Below are 13,722 nucleotides of genomic sequence, written 5' to 3'. Positions count from 1 at the left end.
TGCTGGGTCAGTCTTCGTCGTTATACAGATCGATAATGCCGTTGTCGGAGGAATCCCCGGCACCGGCTTGGGACATGTTCTCGTCATTGCGGGCCGCCTCCAGTTTATTGAGATAGGCTGCGTCCACATCACCAGTAACGTAATTGCCGGTAAAGACGGAACACTCCCACCCCTCGATCTCCGGATTAACGTCATTCACACAGGTAATGAGATCATCCAGATCCTGGTACAGCAACCAGTCCGCGCCGATGAGCTCGCCAATCTCCTGAACACTTCGGTCGTGGGCGATCAACTCGTTCACCGACGGCATATCAATGCCGTAGACATTGGGGTAACGAACCGGGGGCGCTGCTGACGCGAAGTAAACCTTACGGGCACCGGCATCTCTGGCCATCTGCACGATTTCCTTGCAGGTGGTTCCCCGTACAATGGAATCGTCCACCAGCATGACGTTCTTGCCCCGGAACTCGAGATCGATCGGGTTCAGCTTCTGGCGCACGGACTTCTTCCGCATCTTCTGGCCCGGCATGATAAAGGTACGGCCGATATAGCGATTCTTGATAAAGCCTTCACGGAACTTCACCCCCAGCCGATGCGCCATCTGCATCGCAGAGGTGCGACTGGTATCCGGTATCGGCATCACCACATCGATATCATGGTCCGGACGCTCCCGCAGCACCTTCTCCGCCAGAGTTTCCCCCATCCGCAGCCGCGCCTTGTAGACCGATACCTTGTCGATAATGGAATCTGGCCGCGCAAAATACACGTGCTCGAATATACAGGGGTAAAGGTGAGCTTCCTCAGCGCACTGCTGGGTATAAAGCGTGCCATCGGTTTCAATGTACACCGCCTCACCCGGCGCGATGTCCCGCACCAGTTTGAAGCCCGCGGCACTCAGCGCCACGCTCTCGGAGGCAATCATGTACTCCTCACCCTCTTCGGTCTTGCGCACGCCATAACAGGCCGGGCGAATGCCGTTGGGGTCTCGGAAACCGACGATGCCATATCCAGTGATCATGGCTATGACCGCATAGGCGCCGCGGCAGCGTTTGTGCACGGCCCGAACAGCCGCAAAAATTTCTTCCTTGGTCGGGTCGAGTTTGCCCAGTTTCTGAAGCTCATGGGCAAACACGTTCAACAGGACTTCGGAATCAGAGTTGGTGTTGATGTGGCGGAGATCGGTGCGAAACAGATCACGGCTAAGGTCGTCGGCGTTGGTCAGGTTGCCGTTATGGGCCAGGGTAATGCCGTAGGGGCTGTTGACGTAAAACGGCTGCGCTTCCGCCGAGCTTGAACTGCCCGCCGTGGGATACCGAACATGGCCGATACCAACATTACCCACCAGGCGGCGCATGTGACGGGTACGAAATACATCCCGCACCAGGCCGTTGTCCTTGCGCAGGTAAAAACGCTCATCCTGAAAGGTAACAATTCCCGCCGCATCCTGGCCCCGGTGTTGTAATACGGTCAGCGCATCGTAAAGCGTCTGATTCACGTTGGAAGTACTGACTATGCCGACAATGCCACACATGGATACGGTAATCTCCGAAGCGTTAATACTGAATGTTAGCGGGACGCGGAAGCGGGTTCCACGTTATCTTCCTGCTGAGAACCGGAGGGGTTATCCATTTCCCCGCCTGCCGGCCCGAGAAAGCGGGCAAATTCGTCTCCGAGGGTTCTTCTTGACCAATCTTCCACCACGGCCAGACGGTCTATCATGATGGACGTACGCCACCAGGTGTCCTGTGCCAGCGGCGTATAGCGGGTAAGTGCAATCCCGACAATCACCACCACAACGCCCCGTAACAGGCCGAATCCCATACCGAGCACTCTGTCAGTGGCGGAAAGCCCGGTCGCCCTGACCAGATGGCCGATCATGTTATTGATTATGGCACCAACAATAAGGGTACCAAAGAACAGGATCGCGAAGGCAGCGACAAGCCGCACAAGCGGCGTTTCAACGGTGCTCTCGAGGAGAGATTGCATCTGGGGATGGAATGTCCGGGCAAGGATAAACGCCCCCACCCACGTGATCAGCGAGAGCGCCTCTTTCACAAAGCCACGCTTCAGGCTGATTAGGGTGGAAACAGTTATCAGGGCAATGATGACCCAGTCGATCCAGATCAGCGCATCCATGGAAAACCCGGTGAAAATAAGGAAGCGCGAATTCTATCAGGAAACGTCACCCGACCAAACCGCCCTGTGCGCATAAGTGACCGGAGAAGCCCGGGTTATTTGTCGCCGGAGGTCACCAGGCTGTTGAGACCAAAGGCTTTGTCGAGCGCCTGTTTTGCTCTTTCAGCTTCCGCCTTTTCCGCGAAAGGACCACTAAAGACACGGGTCAGCTCGGTGTCACCGCGTGTCACCTGCTGCAGGTGGGAGTTGTAACCCTTGTCACGAACCTTGTCACGCAACCGCCTGGCGTTATCACCACTGCCAAAACTGCCCAACTGGACAACCCACGCGCCTTCCAGCGAGCGGGTATACTCCGCTGAATCCGTCTCAGTGGCCGGATCAGCGGAGCCGGTGTTGGCGGATGACGACGGCTCTTCAGATGGCGCTGGCTCTGGAGGATTCTGAGGTTCTTCGACGGCATTGGCGACAGGTTGAGGCTCTGTACCCGCCATGTCGGTATCGGGTGTTGGTTGGTCGTTTGACGGCTGGGGGGCCGAGTCCGGCTCGCCAGCCGCATCGCTTTCCTCAAGCCGGTACGCCGGGGCATCGGAAAGTTCTGGCTCGGGTGCATCCACTTCGGGGAACGGCGGTTCTTCCGGGATCTTGATTGTGGTGGATTCGCGCTCGGAATGTGGTTCATCGAACATCATCGGCACAAAGATTACGGCAAGTGACACCAGCACGAGAGCCCCGATGATTCTTTGTTTCAGTCCGTCCACGTTAGGTTGTCCCCTGTTTGTTCCTGCCCCGCCATCATTGACGACTTTCTGTGCCCGATACTAACCGCCCAATGCTGAGAACTCAAAGCTTCGACGACGGAATGAAGGATATTTAAGGCGCCGTTTTCCCCAGGGACACCCTGGCCTGCGCTACCGTGTAGAAGGAGCCGAATATCACCACCATATCCTCCGGACCGGCGCCACCCAGAGCTTCCTCCACGGCCGCTGAGACCGAGACGGAAACTGTGGCTGCAGGCAGCCGAAGCAGACCACCTATTCGGTCAACCAGCTCAGGACCGGACAACCCACGATGAACGTCCAGACCAGCCAGGTGCCACTCGTCGACTACCGGAGCCATTGCGCCCGCTACCCCTTCCACATCCTTGTCTTCGAGGGCGGCGTAGACAGCAATAACACGCCCGGCCCCGGGCTCCCGCCGCCCGATTCGAGCCGCCAGCCAGTTGGCGGCGTGGGGATTATGGCCGACATCAACCACCACCCGAGGTTGCTGCTGCAAGACTTCATAGCGACCCGGCAACGTCAGCCGGGCGATAACCTGCTCAATGGCACTGGGCGCCAATTCCGGCGCCAACTGTCTGACAGCAACGACTGCTGCGGCCAGACTGTGGACGGGAAGCCCGTTGTCTGGAAGCAATACCCGGTCGCCGTAGCGAGGCTGCTCCAGCCAAAGACTGCCAGCTGGTGCTATGCCTGGGTCGCACGGCACCAATTGATACGTCTCTCCAGGCCTTTCCAGCTGGACCTTCTGGGCGGCCGCCTGCTGCAATACCGACTCAGGTGGATCGATATCGGCGTAGACAGCGGGTATGCCGGGGCGAAGGATGCCCGCTTTCTCAAAACCGATGACCTCACGGTTGTCTCCGAGAAAGGCAACGTGATCGATATCAACGGAGGTAATAATGGCCAGATCCGGATCCAGAACGTTGACCGCATCCAGGCGCCCGCCCAGCCCAACTTCAAGAACCCAGTCCTCGACACCCGCTTCCAGGAACAGTACAAAAGCAGCGAGGGTTCCAAACTCGAAATACGTTAGCGTGGTATCACGGCGAGCTTCCTCTACCCGGGAAAACGCACAGACCAACTGGTCATCGCTAACATCCGCCCCGTTGATCCTTACCCGCTCGTTATAGTTCTGGAGGTGGGGAGAGGTATAGGCCCCGGTGGACCGCCCCGATGCCATTAACAGCTTCTCAAGTGCCGCTACCGCACTGCCTTTTCCATTGGTACCTGCGATGGTGATGATTCGCCCGGCCGGATTGCGGCGAAACAGGCGTCGCAACACCAGCAGCACTCGGTCGAGGCCAAGGTCGATTTCAGAAGGGTGGATCGATTCGAGGTAACCAAGCCACTGGTCAAGCGTGGCTTTATCGCCCGGGACAGCATTGCCCCGGGCGACAGGGCTATTCTGCGGGGGCATCGGTTTCCGGTCGCTCCGACACTTCGAACTCGATGGGCGCTTCCGTGGCCGGCTTATCCAGATCGGTAAACTTGGCCAACAAGGCAGCAATGCGCTCACGCATCTGATGCCGATGAAGAATCATGTCGATGGCGCCATGCTCCAGCAGGAACTCGCTGCGCTGGAAACCTTCGGGCAGCTTTTCACGAACAGTTTGCTCGATAACACGAGGACCGGCGAAACCGATCAGCGCATAAGGTTCCGCAATGTTCAGATCGCCCAGCATGGCAAGACTTGCGGAAACGCCACCGAATACCGGGTCGGTCATGACCGAGATATAGGGAATGCCCTCCTGCTTCATGCGCTCAAGCACGGCGGCCGTCTTGGACATCTGCATCAGCGACAGGATTGCCTCCTGCATCCGTGCGCCACCGCTGGCAGAGAAACACACCAATGGAATCCGCTCTTCCAGGCACACATTGGCCGCCTGAACGAACTTTTCACCCACGACCTGCCCCATGGAGCCGCCAAGGAAGTTGAATTCAAAGGCCACCGCAACCAGCGGAATATCCAGGCAGGAGCCACGCATGGCAACCAAGGCATCTTTCTCGCCAGTGGCTTTCTGGTTCTGGCTCAGGCGATCCTTGTAACGCTTGCTGTCCTTGAACTTCAGGCGGTCCCAAGGTTCCAGATCAGCCGCGATCTCCTGGCGGCCGTCGGCGTCCAGGAAAACATCCAGACGACGGCGGGCAGTTATCCTCAGGTGATGCTGGCACTTGGGGCACACGTCCAGATTCTTATCCAGCTCCGGCTTGTACAAAAACGCCCCGCACTTGGGACATTTCTTCCACAGACCTTCAGGAACACCGGTCCGTTGTTTGGATTCCGAGCGGATCTTGCTCGGCATGATCTTGTCCAGCCAGTTACTCATGATCTCATCCTGTCCTTTGATGCCTGCGGGAACCCGACTGTCACGAAGCCAGGCTGTCCAGTGCTTCTCGCATCGGGTGGAGCAGATCCGACAATGCCCGTTTGAGCTGATCAGGATCCGCCTGATTTCGGGCTATTGTATCGACCAGTACACTGCCGACAATTACACCATCGGATACCCGACCGACCGCTGCCGCTGTTGCAGCGTCACGAATACCAAATCCAACACCCACCGGAAGCGCGGTCAGTTCGTGAATATGGGACACCTTCGAGGCCACTTCATCCACATCGATCTTACCGGCGCCCGTAACACCCTTGAATGAAACATAGTACACATAGCCCGAACTGTGCTCACTGATTGCACGAATTCGGTCGTCCGTCGTGGTTGGTGCCAACAGAAAAATCGCATCAAGGTTCCGGGCCGTGAACAACGGAGCCACTTCGTCCGCCTCTTCCGGCGGCAAATCCACCGTCAGGATACCGTCAACCCCGGCATCAACAGCCGCGTCAGCGAATTTCTCCTGACCCATGGCCTCCATCGGGTTGAGGTAACCCATCAGCACGACCGGTGTGGCATTGTCTTTCTCACGGAACGTTTTCACCATTCCCAGCACCTGACGCAATGACGTCCCGTGCACCAACGCTCTCTCACACGCCTGTTGAATCACCGGGCCGTCCGCCATTGGGTCGGAGAACGGTACGCCCAGTTCGATGATATCAGCACCCGCCGACACCAAAGTGTGCATCAGGTCAACGGTCAGATCCGGATGTGGATCGCCAGCGGTAATGTACGGAATCAGCGCCTTGCGACCCTGCCCTTTCAGGGCTTTCAGCACCCCTTCGATTCGACTCATGCCTGCTCCTGTGATTATTCCTGCACTGCAGTCCGTACCAGCCCGGCGACCTGCCGTCAGATACCGGGCAACTGCTTAAACTTCTATGCCATCCAGTTGAGCGATGGTGTGTATGTCCTTGTCACCGCGACCGGAGACGTTGATCACCACCATCTGGTCCTTATCCATCGTAGCGGCCAGCTTGATAGCGTAGGCCACCGCATGGGCGGTCTCAAGCGCGGGCATAATACCCTCCACCCGCGTCAGCTTCCGGAAGCCATCCAGAGCTTCATCGTCGGTCACCGACACGTAGTGGGCCCGGCCAATGTCCTTGAGCCAGCTGTGCTCAGGCCCAACGCCCGGGTAATCAAGGCCGGCACTGACCGAATGGGTGCCCGCGATCTGGCCATTCTCGTCTTCCATCAGGTACGTCCGGTTACCGTGAAGCACACCCGGACGCCCCGCACTCAGCGGCGCCGCATGTTTTCCGGTCTCAATACCCAGGCCACCGGCTTCCACACCGTACATCTCCACACTCTCGTCGGTCAGGAACGGATAGAACATGCCGATGGCGTTGGAACCACCACCGACACAGGCCACCAGCGCATCCGGCAGTTTACCTGCCTGGGCCAGGGACTGTTCGCGGGTTTCTCGCCCGATGACTGACTGGAAATCACGCACCAGCAGTGGATAAGGGTGAGGCCCGGCAACCGTACCAATGATGTAGAAGGTATCGTCAACGTTCGCCACCCAGTCACGCATCGCGTCGTTCATGGCGTCCTTGAGTGTGCGCGTTCCGCTCTGAACGGAGTGAACCTCAGCGCCAAGCAGTTTCATCCGGTAAACGTTCAGGGACTGTCGCTTTACATCCTCGGCGCCCATGAACACGTGGCACTCAAGGCCCAGGCGCGCGCACACGGTCGCTGTAGCAACGCCATGCTGCCCGGCACCCGTTTCCGCAATGACTCGTTTTTTGCCCAGGAAACTCGCGAGCAGCGCCTGGCCGATGGTGTTATTTACCTTGTGCGCGCCCGTGTGGTTGAGGTCTTCACGCTTCAGCCAGATTTGCGCACCACCGGTTTCCCGGCTCAGTCTTTCAGCAAAGTAGAGCGGGCTGGGCCGGCCAACATAATGCGCCAGATCCCGATCAAACTCCGCCTGGAACTCCGGATCGTCCTTTAGCCTTTTGTACTCACGCTCCAGGGTCATCAGCGAATCAAACAGGGTTTCGGAGACAAATCTTCCGCCGTAAGCACCAAAGTGACCCCGTGCATCCGGAAGCGCCTTGAGCATTTCTTCAGTCAGTTTCATCGACACGGTGAACCTCGTTTATAAAATCAGTGATCTTTTCGTCGTCTTTGATGCCCTTGCTGCTTTCCACACCACCACTGACATCGACGGCCCAGGGGCGCACCTGCGCAACAGCGCGGGATACATTATCAGAAGCCAGGCCGCCGGCCAATATGAGAGGCAATGGGCGCGTGGACGGTATCAATGACCAGTTAAAGGACTGTCCGGTACCGCCGTATTTCTTCGGGTCCCATGCATCCACCAGCAGGCCGCTGGCGTTACGGTAATGCTCAAAGGCATGTTCGATATCATCAGTTTCGCGCACCCGCACGGCTTTGATCCAGCGAACACCGAAACTGTTGCAAAATTCCGGAGATTCATCGCCATGAAACTGGAGAAGCCCCAACGGCACCTGTGACAGCACCTCCCGGACGTATGACGCTTCGGGGTTAACAAACAGCCCCGTTGCCGCTACAAAGGGAGGAACCGCATCCACCAGCTCCCTGGCGGCATCAGGTGTCACATATCTTGGGCTGGGCTCGTAGAATACAAAGCCCAGGGCATCCGCTCCAGCGTTGGCAGCGGCAATAACGTCCTGCTTTCGGGTGATACCACAGATCTTGACCCGGGTTCTCATAAGCCGTCTATCGCTGTTTTCGGTGTATGTGAGTCGGGCTGCGTGGTCGGTTTTCATCAGCCTCAAACCAGGGTGCGACGAACGCTGGCCCGCACTGAGCTGCCGGGATAGAGAACCCTTCCGGATACCCTACATCCACCAGATACAGTCCATGGGGCGGTGCCGTTACGCCTGCAACAGTCCGATCTCTGGCCTCAAGTATCTCACGAATCCAGGCCGGCCGCTGCTTCCCTGTACCCACCGACATCAGTGCACCGGCGATATTGCGAACCATATGATGCAGGAACGCATTTGCCTGCACATCTATTACGACGAAGTTCCCTTTTCGGGTTACCTCGATGGCTTCAAGAAACCGAATGGGCGACCTCGACTGGCAGCCAGCCGCTCGAAATGAGGAGAAGTCGTGCTCACCGCAAAGAAACTGGGCAGCCTGATGCATCAGCGCTGCATCCAGGGGGCGAAACGTCCAGCTAACCTGGCCATGAAGGATGCCCGGCCTTACCGCATGGTTATAGATCACATAACGGTACCGGCGATACGTCGCGGAAAAACGGGCGTGGAAGTCATCCACCCCATTACCGGCCCAATGAACCGCAATATCCTGCGGCAATGAAGTGTTGATTCCCATGACCCAGGACCGGGGGTTACGTACCGAGGGCGTCTCGAAATGGGCAATCTGGTAACTGGCGTGCACGCCCGCATCTGTGCGGCCCGCGCATACGAGTTCAACAGGATGGTCAGCAACCTTTGAAACTGCCTGGGTCAGTTCTCCCTGAACCGACCGCACGCCTGATTTCTGATATTGCCAGCCGTGGAAGCCCCGTCCATCGTATTCAAAGGCAAGCGCGACCCGCCCCGCCCCGATGGCGCCGTCAGTGGTCAGTGGTTGTGGCGTAACAAACAATGAAGTGTCCGGATTGGCAAGCTGATAATAAAAACAAAACGCCGGCTTTAATCCGGGACGGGCCCGGTAACCGGCGTTTCGCATTCGCTGTACTGATTATATCGAATCAGGACAGATTTTTAAGGAGATCCTGCGCTTCCGCTTTCTGCTCCTCATTTCCTTCCAGAGCCACTTCCTCAAGGATATCCCTGGCTCCATCGACGTCGCCCATTTCCACGTAGGCTCTGGCAAGGTCAAGCTTGGTTGACGCTTCGTCGGTGCCTGTCAGGAAATCGAAGTCATCGTCGTCGCCAAGATCGGCTTCTTCGATGTCATCCGCGCTGGACGCAGCCTTTGAGGATGCGGGATCAGATGCCACGGGAGGCTCACCTGACTCTTCCTCCCCGGACTCGGCAGCCGCGAGATCATCATCGCTGAGTTCTGGAAGATCTTCTTCCACTTCCTCGACGCCTGCAACGGTCTCTTCCGGATCTGCGGGCTCCTCACCCGTCAGGGTATCCTCAAGGCCGAGCTCTTCATCCAGAGGAGTAGAATCCTCCTCCTGCTGATCGTTATTCGCATCTGTACCGGCGGAATCGCCGGAATCGGCAAACTCTTCCATAAGCGCAAGGTCCTCGTCGGAAACGTCAAGCTCAAGGTCGTCAAGTTCGCTTTGTTCGTCGTCGGAAGACGCCTCATCTTCGCCGGCAACTTTATCCAGCTCAGCATCCAGTTCGTCCAGGAAGGATTCGTCCAGGGAATCCAGATCGCTTTCTTCCAGGTCGCCTTCTTCCAGGCTGTCAACTTCCAGCTCTTGACCTTCAGAGTCGTCAGCGCCGGCTGTTTCCAGATCGTCCTCATCAAGTTCCAGTGAGTCGAACGCATCCGAGTCGTCCGTTGTTTCGCTCGACTCCTGTTCATCCTCCGCGAAATCGAGGCTCAGATCATCGTCTTCCTCGGATGTTTTCGGCTCCTCGGCTGAATCGTCCTCTAGTGAAAAGTCGAAGGCGTCGTCAGCCAGATCATCGGATTTTTCTGTGGTCGCCTCTTCTTTACCACTCGAGGTATCGATACCAGAGAGGTCATACTCGATCAGATCATCCGGGCCCGGTTCCTTTTCGGATTCCTCGGCGTAGGTGTCGTCAGTTTCGTCCAGATCGGAAAAATCCGTCTCCAGGCTACCAAACTCATCTTCAGCCTCATCTTCCGATGTGCTGTCCAAAGCCGGCTCATCAAATACGGTATCCTCGTCACGTGAGCTGGTGTCGAAAGAATCTGATCTCAGCTGAGATTCCAGATCGTCAATGCTAGGCATTGACTCAGCCTCTTCGAGGCGAGCGCGCATTTCGTGAGCTTCGGCGATAGCCTGTTCGTCGTCCAGGGTCTCAACCTCACCGAGCTGCTTCTCAAAGGATTGTCTGTCCTGGGTATCCGCGTACACCCCAAGCAGTTTCAAGCGCAGATCTGTACGACTGGGTTCACGGGAAATTGCGGTTTCCAGAGACTGTGCCGCCTGATCCATGCGCCCATACGCAATGTAGGCGTCGGCTTCCGCCAGAGGGTCACTCTCCGGTGCATCCGCACCGTCTTCGTCATCCAGGGTGAGATCGAAGGTATCGGTCTCCGCGTCGGTTTCACTATTCAGCTGGTCGTAAAACGCTTTTTCACGATTGGCATTGCGACGCGCCAGCAACAGCAGAAGCAACAACAGAACAACCAGACCACCGCCAAGCGCTATCTGATACATCGGGTTGTTGGTAATCGCGCTGATGATGTTATCCGGAAAGCCCTTGTCAGACTCCGCCGGTGATGTTGACACCTCGCTGGCAGGCTGCTCGGATGCCGGTGATGCTACATCGGCTTCCTGCTGACCGGCCTCTTCCTCAGGCGCGGTACCGGCATCCATTTCATCGGACGCAACGTCGGCCTCTGGCATATCGGCATCATCACCCATCGCCGGTGCGTCAGCACCTTCTTCGGCGCCCGCTGCGGTGGTTTCATCCATGTCGGTTGCCGCAGGATCAGCCGCATCTTCGTCGGTGGCCATACCGTCCGCGGCATCCATGTCTTCTGCGGCCATATCAGTAGCGTCGCCATCGGGGGACGTTTCCATCTCCTCTTCAGCGACTTGCGCAGACAATGTCTCCGCCTGAGGTGCATCTGCGGGTTGGCCGCTGTCACCTTGAGCCTGCTGCATTTCGGCAAGCTGTGTATTTTTCAGTTCCAGCAGACGCTGAAGGGTTTCCACCTGATTTTGAAGATCATCAACCCGACCACCCAGCTCTTCATTTTCTCGCCGGGCGCTTTCGAGCTCTTCCATGACGACGGCGGAGCCGGCGTCTACACCACCGGCGGTATCACCGTCACCGCCGGCAGAACCGCCCTCTTCGGCATCACGAGTGCTGCTGTCTTCACTTGCAAGCAATCGAAGCTCATCACCGCCAGTCTGTTCACCACCCGCTTGCCCTGAAGCAACTTCGGTATCTGTGGCATCCACCGTGCGCTGCGGCGTCGAGAACGCTTCGTTCTGTGCGGCCACCTGTCGATTAGCCTCGGCACGGGAACGACTGCGAATCTGTTCCATATCCGGCACCCGCAGCACTTCACCACGCTTGAGCCGGTTGATATTGCCCGCAATAAACGCGTCAGGGTTCAGGTCCTGGAGCGCAAGCATGACCTGTTGCATGGACACACTGCTGTCGGGGCGAACACTCTCAGCAATATTCCAGAGGGTATCGGAAGGCCCGGTGGGCCCGAGAGTCCTCGCACGCTGAGTGGTTGTGCGCCGGGGCTCCTGGGATGTCGATCTGGCCTGCTGTTGACGGGCTGGCTCGGAAACCTGGCGAGTGGCTGGAGCGGCAACCTCTTCCCGCACACCGGACTCCTCCGCATACACCGGGGGGTCAACCAGAACCGCGTATTCCCGCATTAGCCGCCCATTGGGCCAGGTCACTTCAAGCAGGAAATTGAGGTAGGGTTCCCGTAATGGCTCACGGGACGACACGTTCACCACCAGACTGCCATCGCTGGCTGTGGTGACGCGGAAATCAAGTTTGGTAAGGAAATAGTTCCGGTCGATACCAACCCGTTCATAGGCCGAATCGGGAGCGATGTTTACAAATACATCACCAGGGTCGACGCCCTCGCTTTTACGCAGACTGATATCCGCGTCCAGAGGCTCATTCAGATAGGACTGTAATTCAATCTCACCCAGACCCAGGGCCTGTGCGACGCCAGAACCAAGCCCTCCCGCCAGAGCCAGAGCAACCGCAAGCTTGCGTACCTTCATGCTTTTTCCTTACCAGTCTCCGTTATTCGTTACTGTTTTCACAAACAGAATCGGACGAGGTTGGATGACTTCCGTCTTGATTACTATCGTTATTATGTAAAGTTTTTAATATTCAGCCCGGCAAGTATTGTTGATAAAACCTCTTTTATCAATCAATCAGCCGCAGTCCTTGCACCATTTTTTCATAAATGGTCGGGAACATATTGTTACCGAACGATGATCCGGTGCCCCCGAATAGCCAAAGTCTAGCCCACAAGAACCCAAACATGTACAAAACGCTTCCGAAAATAACAGGGGCGGAGGCGTATTTCAGCCTCCGCCCCCAGCCGGTTCTCTGAAACCGGACACAGTTGGCATAATATTGCCCGCTGCGGGACTGCGTTACTGCTCCTGCAGTATGCGAAGCATCCGCCTGAGCGGTTCCGCCGCACCCCACAGCAACTGATCACCAACCGTGAACGCTGAGATGTACTCAGGCCCCATGGTCAGCTTGCGGATACGGCCAATGGGAACACTCAACGTACCCGTAACCTTCGCCGGGGTGAGCTCCCGAAGGGTGGCATCCCGCTCATTGGGAATCACCTTCACCCAGTCGTTGGCTTTGGCCAGGATGGACTCAATCTCGGAAACCGGAAGGTCCTTCTTCAATTTGATGGTCAAGGCCTGACTGTGGGAACGCATGGCACCGATGCGAACGCAGATGCCGTCGATCGGAATCGGATTGCTGCTGCGACCAAGAATCTTGTTGGTCTCGACGCCCGCTTTCCATTCTTCCTTGCTCATGCCGTTATCAAGCTGCTTGTCGATAAACGGAATCAGGCTGCCTGCCAGAGGCACTTCAAAGTGCTCGGTGGGAAAGCCGTCCGAACGCATGGTTTCGGTTACCTTGCGATCGATATCGAGGATAGCCGAGGATGGGTCCGCCAGCTCGTCACTCACGCTGCCCTTCAGCTCGCCCATCTGGTTGAGCAGTTCCCGCATGTTCTGGGCACCGGAACCAGACGCCGCCTGATAGGTCATAGGCGATACCCATTCAATCAGGTCCTGCTCCAGCAGCCCACCAAGGGCCAGCATCATCAGGCTGACAGTACAGTTCCCACCAACGTAGTCCTTCACGCCCTTCGCCAGGGCATCGTCAATCACGTTGCGGTTGACTGGATCAAGAACGATGACGGAATGATCGACCATCCGCAGCGTGGAAGCGGCGTCAATCCAGTACCCCTGCCATCCGGCATCACGGAGTTTCTGGTACACGGCACCGGTGTAATCCCCGCCCTGGCAGGTAACCACCACATCCAGCGTTTTCAGGGTATCGATATCGAAGGCATCCTGCAGCGCAGGCACACCCTCTTTGCCTACGTCCGGTGCCGGCTTTCCGGCCTGGGAAGTGGTAAAGAAGATCGGTTCGATATCTGCAAAATCGTTTTCTTCGCGCATGCGCTGCATGAGGACAGAGCCCACCATACCGCGCCAGCCAATAAGTCCAACTCGCTTCATGTGCGACCTTTGAACCTCGTTTTATGCCCGCCCTCTACCTGTATCGCTGGCA

Annotated in this window: 11 protein-coding genes; all 11 read right to left on the bottom strand. The window is 57.2% G+C overall.

All coding sequences use genetic code 11. The features are described 5' to 3' along the window. Positions 1 to 7: 7 nt before the first annotated feature. The gene (gene purF, locus SIC19_RS19065) at positions 8 to 1,531 is read right to left on the bottom strand and encodes an amidophosphoribosyltransferase (protein WP_036205498.1); all 1,524 of its coding nucleotides are present in this window, start codon (positions 1,529 to 1,531) and stop codon (positions 8 to 10) included. 35 nt (positions 1,532 to 1,566) lie between these two features. Continuing rightward, on the bottom strand, positions 1,567 to 2,136 hold the full coding sequence (locus tag SIC19_RS19060; RefSeq protein ID WP_036205497.1) for a CvpA family protein: 570 nt from the start codon (positions 2,134 to 2,136) through the stop codon (positions 1,567 to 1,569). 95 nt (positions 2,137 to 2,231) lie between these two features. Next, on the bottom strand, positions 2,232 to 2,894 hold the full coding sequence (locus SIC19_RS19055) for an SPOR domain-containing protein (protein WP_126812548.1): 663 nt from the start codon (positions 2,892 to 2,894) through the stop codon (positions 2,232 to 2,234). Positions 2,895 to 3,006: 112 nt separating this feature from the next. Next, a complete protein-coding gene (folC, locus tag SIC19_RS19050) occupies positions 3,007 to 4,332 on the bottom strand; it encodes a bifunctional tetrahydrofolate synthase/dihydrofolate synthase (protein ID WP_127401379.1) in 1,326 nt (441 codons plus the stop codon). Beyond that, on the bottom strand, positions 4,316 to 5,242 hold the full coding sequence (gene accD / locus SIC19_RS19045; protein ID WP_041333302.1) for an acetyl-CoA carboxylase, carboxyltransferase subunit beta: 927 nt from the start codon (positions 5,240 to 5,242) through the stop codon (positions 4,316 to 4,318). The genes folC and accD overlap by 17 nt, the downstream gene beginning before the upstream one ends. A gap of 40 nt (positions 5,243 to 5,282) precedes the next feature. Next, on the bottom strand, positions 5,283 to 6,095 hold the full coding sequence (gene trpA / locus SIC19_RS19040) for a tryptophan synthase subunit alpha (RefSeq protein WP_036205493.1): 813 nt from the start codon (positions 6,093 to 6,095) through the stop codon (positions 5,283 to 5,285). A 75-nt stretch (positions 6,096 to 6,170) separates the two neighbouring features. Then, positions 6,171 to 7,379: a tryptophan synthase subunit beta gene (trpB, locus tag SIC19_RS19035; RefSeq protein ID WP_197061310.1), complete on the bottom strand. Its 1,209-nt coding sequence runs from the start codon at positions 7,377 to 7,379 to the stop codon at positions 6,171 to 6,173. Next, the gene (locus tag SIC19_RS19030) at positions 7,372 to 8,001 is read right to left on the bottom strand and encodes a phosphoribosylanthranilate isomerase (RefSeq protein WP_252971506.1); all 630 of its coding nucleotides are present in this window, start codon (positions 7,999 to 8,001) and stop codon (positions 7,372 to 7,374) included. Before SIC19_RS19030 ends, trpB begins: the two co-directional genes overlap by 8 nt. A gap of 7 nt (positions 8,002 to 8,008) precedes the next feature. Next, positions 8,009 to 8,905, bottom strand: coding sequence for a tRNA pseudouridine(38-40) synthase TruA (truA, locus tag SIC19_RS19025; RefSeq protein ID WP_036205489.1), 897 nt, complete (start codon positions 8,903 to 8,905; stop codon positions 8,009 to 8,011). Positions 8,906 to 9,011: 106 nt separating this feature from the next. Beyond that, positions 9,012 to 12,173 carry a FimV/HubP family polar landmark protein gene (locus SIC19_RS19020; protein WP_127401381.1) on the bottom strand — a complete coding sequence of 1,054 codons (3,162 nt, stop codon included), beginning with the start codon at positions 12,171 to 12,173 and terminating at the stop codon, positions 9,012 to 9,014. 381 nt (positions 12,174 to 12,554) lie between these two features. After that, the gene (gene asd / locus SIC19_RS19015; RefSeq protein WP_036205486.1) at positions 12,555 to 13,670 is read right to left on the bottom strand and encodes an aspartate-semialdehyde dehydrogenase; all 1,116 of its coding nucleotides are present in this window, start codon (positions 13,668 to 13,670) and stop codon (positions 12,555 to 12,557) included. Positions 13,671 to 13,722 lie beyond the last annotated feature (52 nt).

The sequence above is a fragment of the Marinobacter sp. MIT930201 genome (genome assembly GCF_047122665.1).
GTDB classification, from domain to species: domain Bacteria; phylum Pseudomonadota; class Gammaproteobacteria; order Pseudomonadales; family Oleiphilaceae; genus Marinobacter; species Marinobacter salarius.
This window is presented reverse-complemented; position numbering and strand designations above follow the sequence as displayed.

What these genes read in the sequence shown, in the direction of transcription:
- accD (WP_041333302.1), bottom strand. Translation starts at nt 5,242, where the DNA reads ATGAGTAACTGGCTGGACAAGATCATGCCGAGCAAGATCCGCTCGGAA.
- SIC19_RS19030 (WP_252971506.1), bottom strand. Translation starts at nt 8,001, where the DNA reads ATGAGAACCCGGGTCAAGATCTGTGGTATCACCCGAAAGCAGGACGTT.
- trpA (WP_036205493.1), bottom strand. Translation starts at nt 6,095, where the DNA reads ATGAGTCGAATCGAAGGGGTGCTGAAAGCCCTGAAAGGGCAGGGTCGC.
- folC (WP_127401379.1), bottom strand. Translation starts at nt 4,332, where the DNA reads ATGCCCCCGCAGAATAGCCCTGTCGCCCGGGGCAATGCTGTCCCGGGC.
- asd (WP_036205486.1), bottom strand. Translation starts at nt 13,670, where the DNA reads ATGAAGCGAGTTGGACTTATTGGCTGGCGCGGTATGGTGGGCTCTGTC.
- SIC19_RS19060 (WP_036205497.1), bottom strand. Translation starts at nt 2,136, where the DNA reads ATGGATGCGCTGATCTGGATCGACTGGGTCATCATTGCCCTGATAACT.
- purF (WP_036205498.1), bottom strand. Translation starts at nt 1,531, where the DNA reads ATGTGTGGCATTGTCGGCATAGTCAGTACTTCCAACGTGAATCAGACG.
- SIC19_RS19020 (WP_127401381.1), bottom strand. Translation starts at nt 12,173, where the DNA reads ATGAAGGTACGCAAGCTTGCGGTTGCTCTGGCTCTGGCGGGAGGGCTT.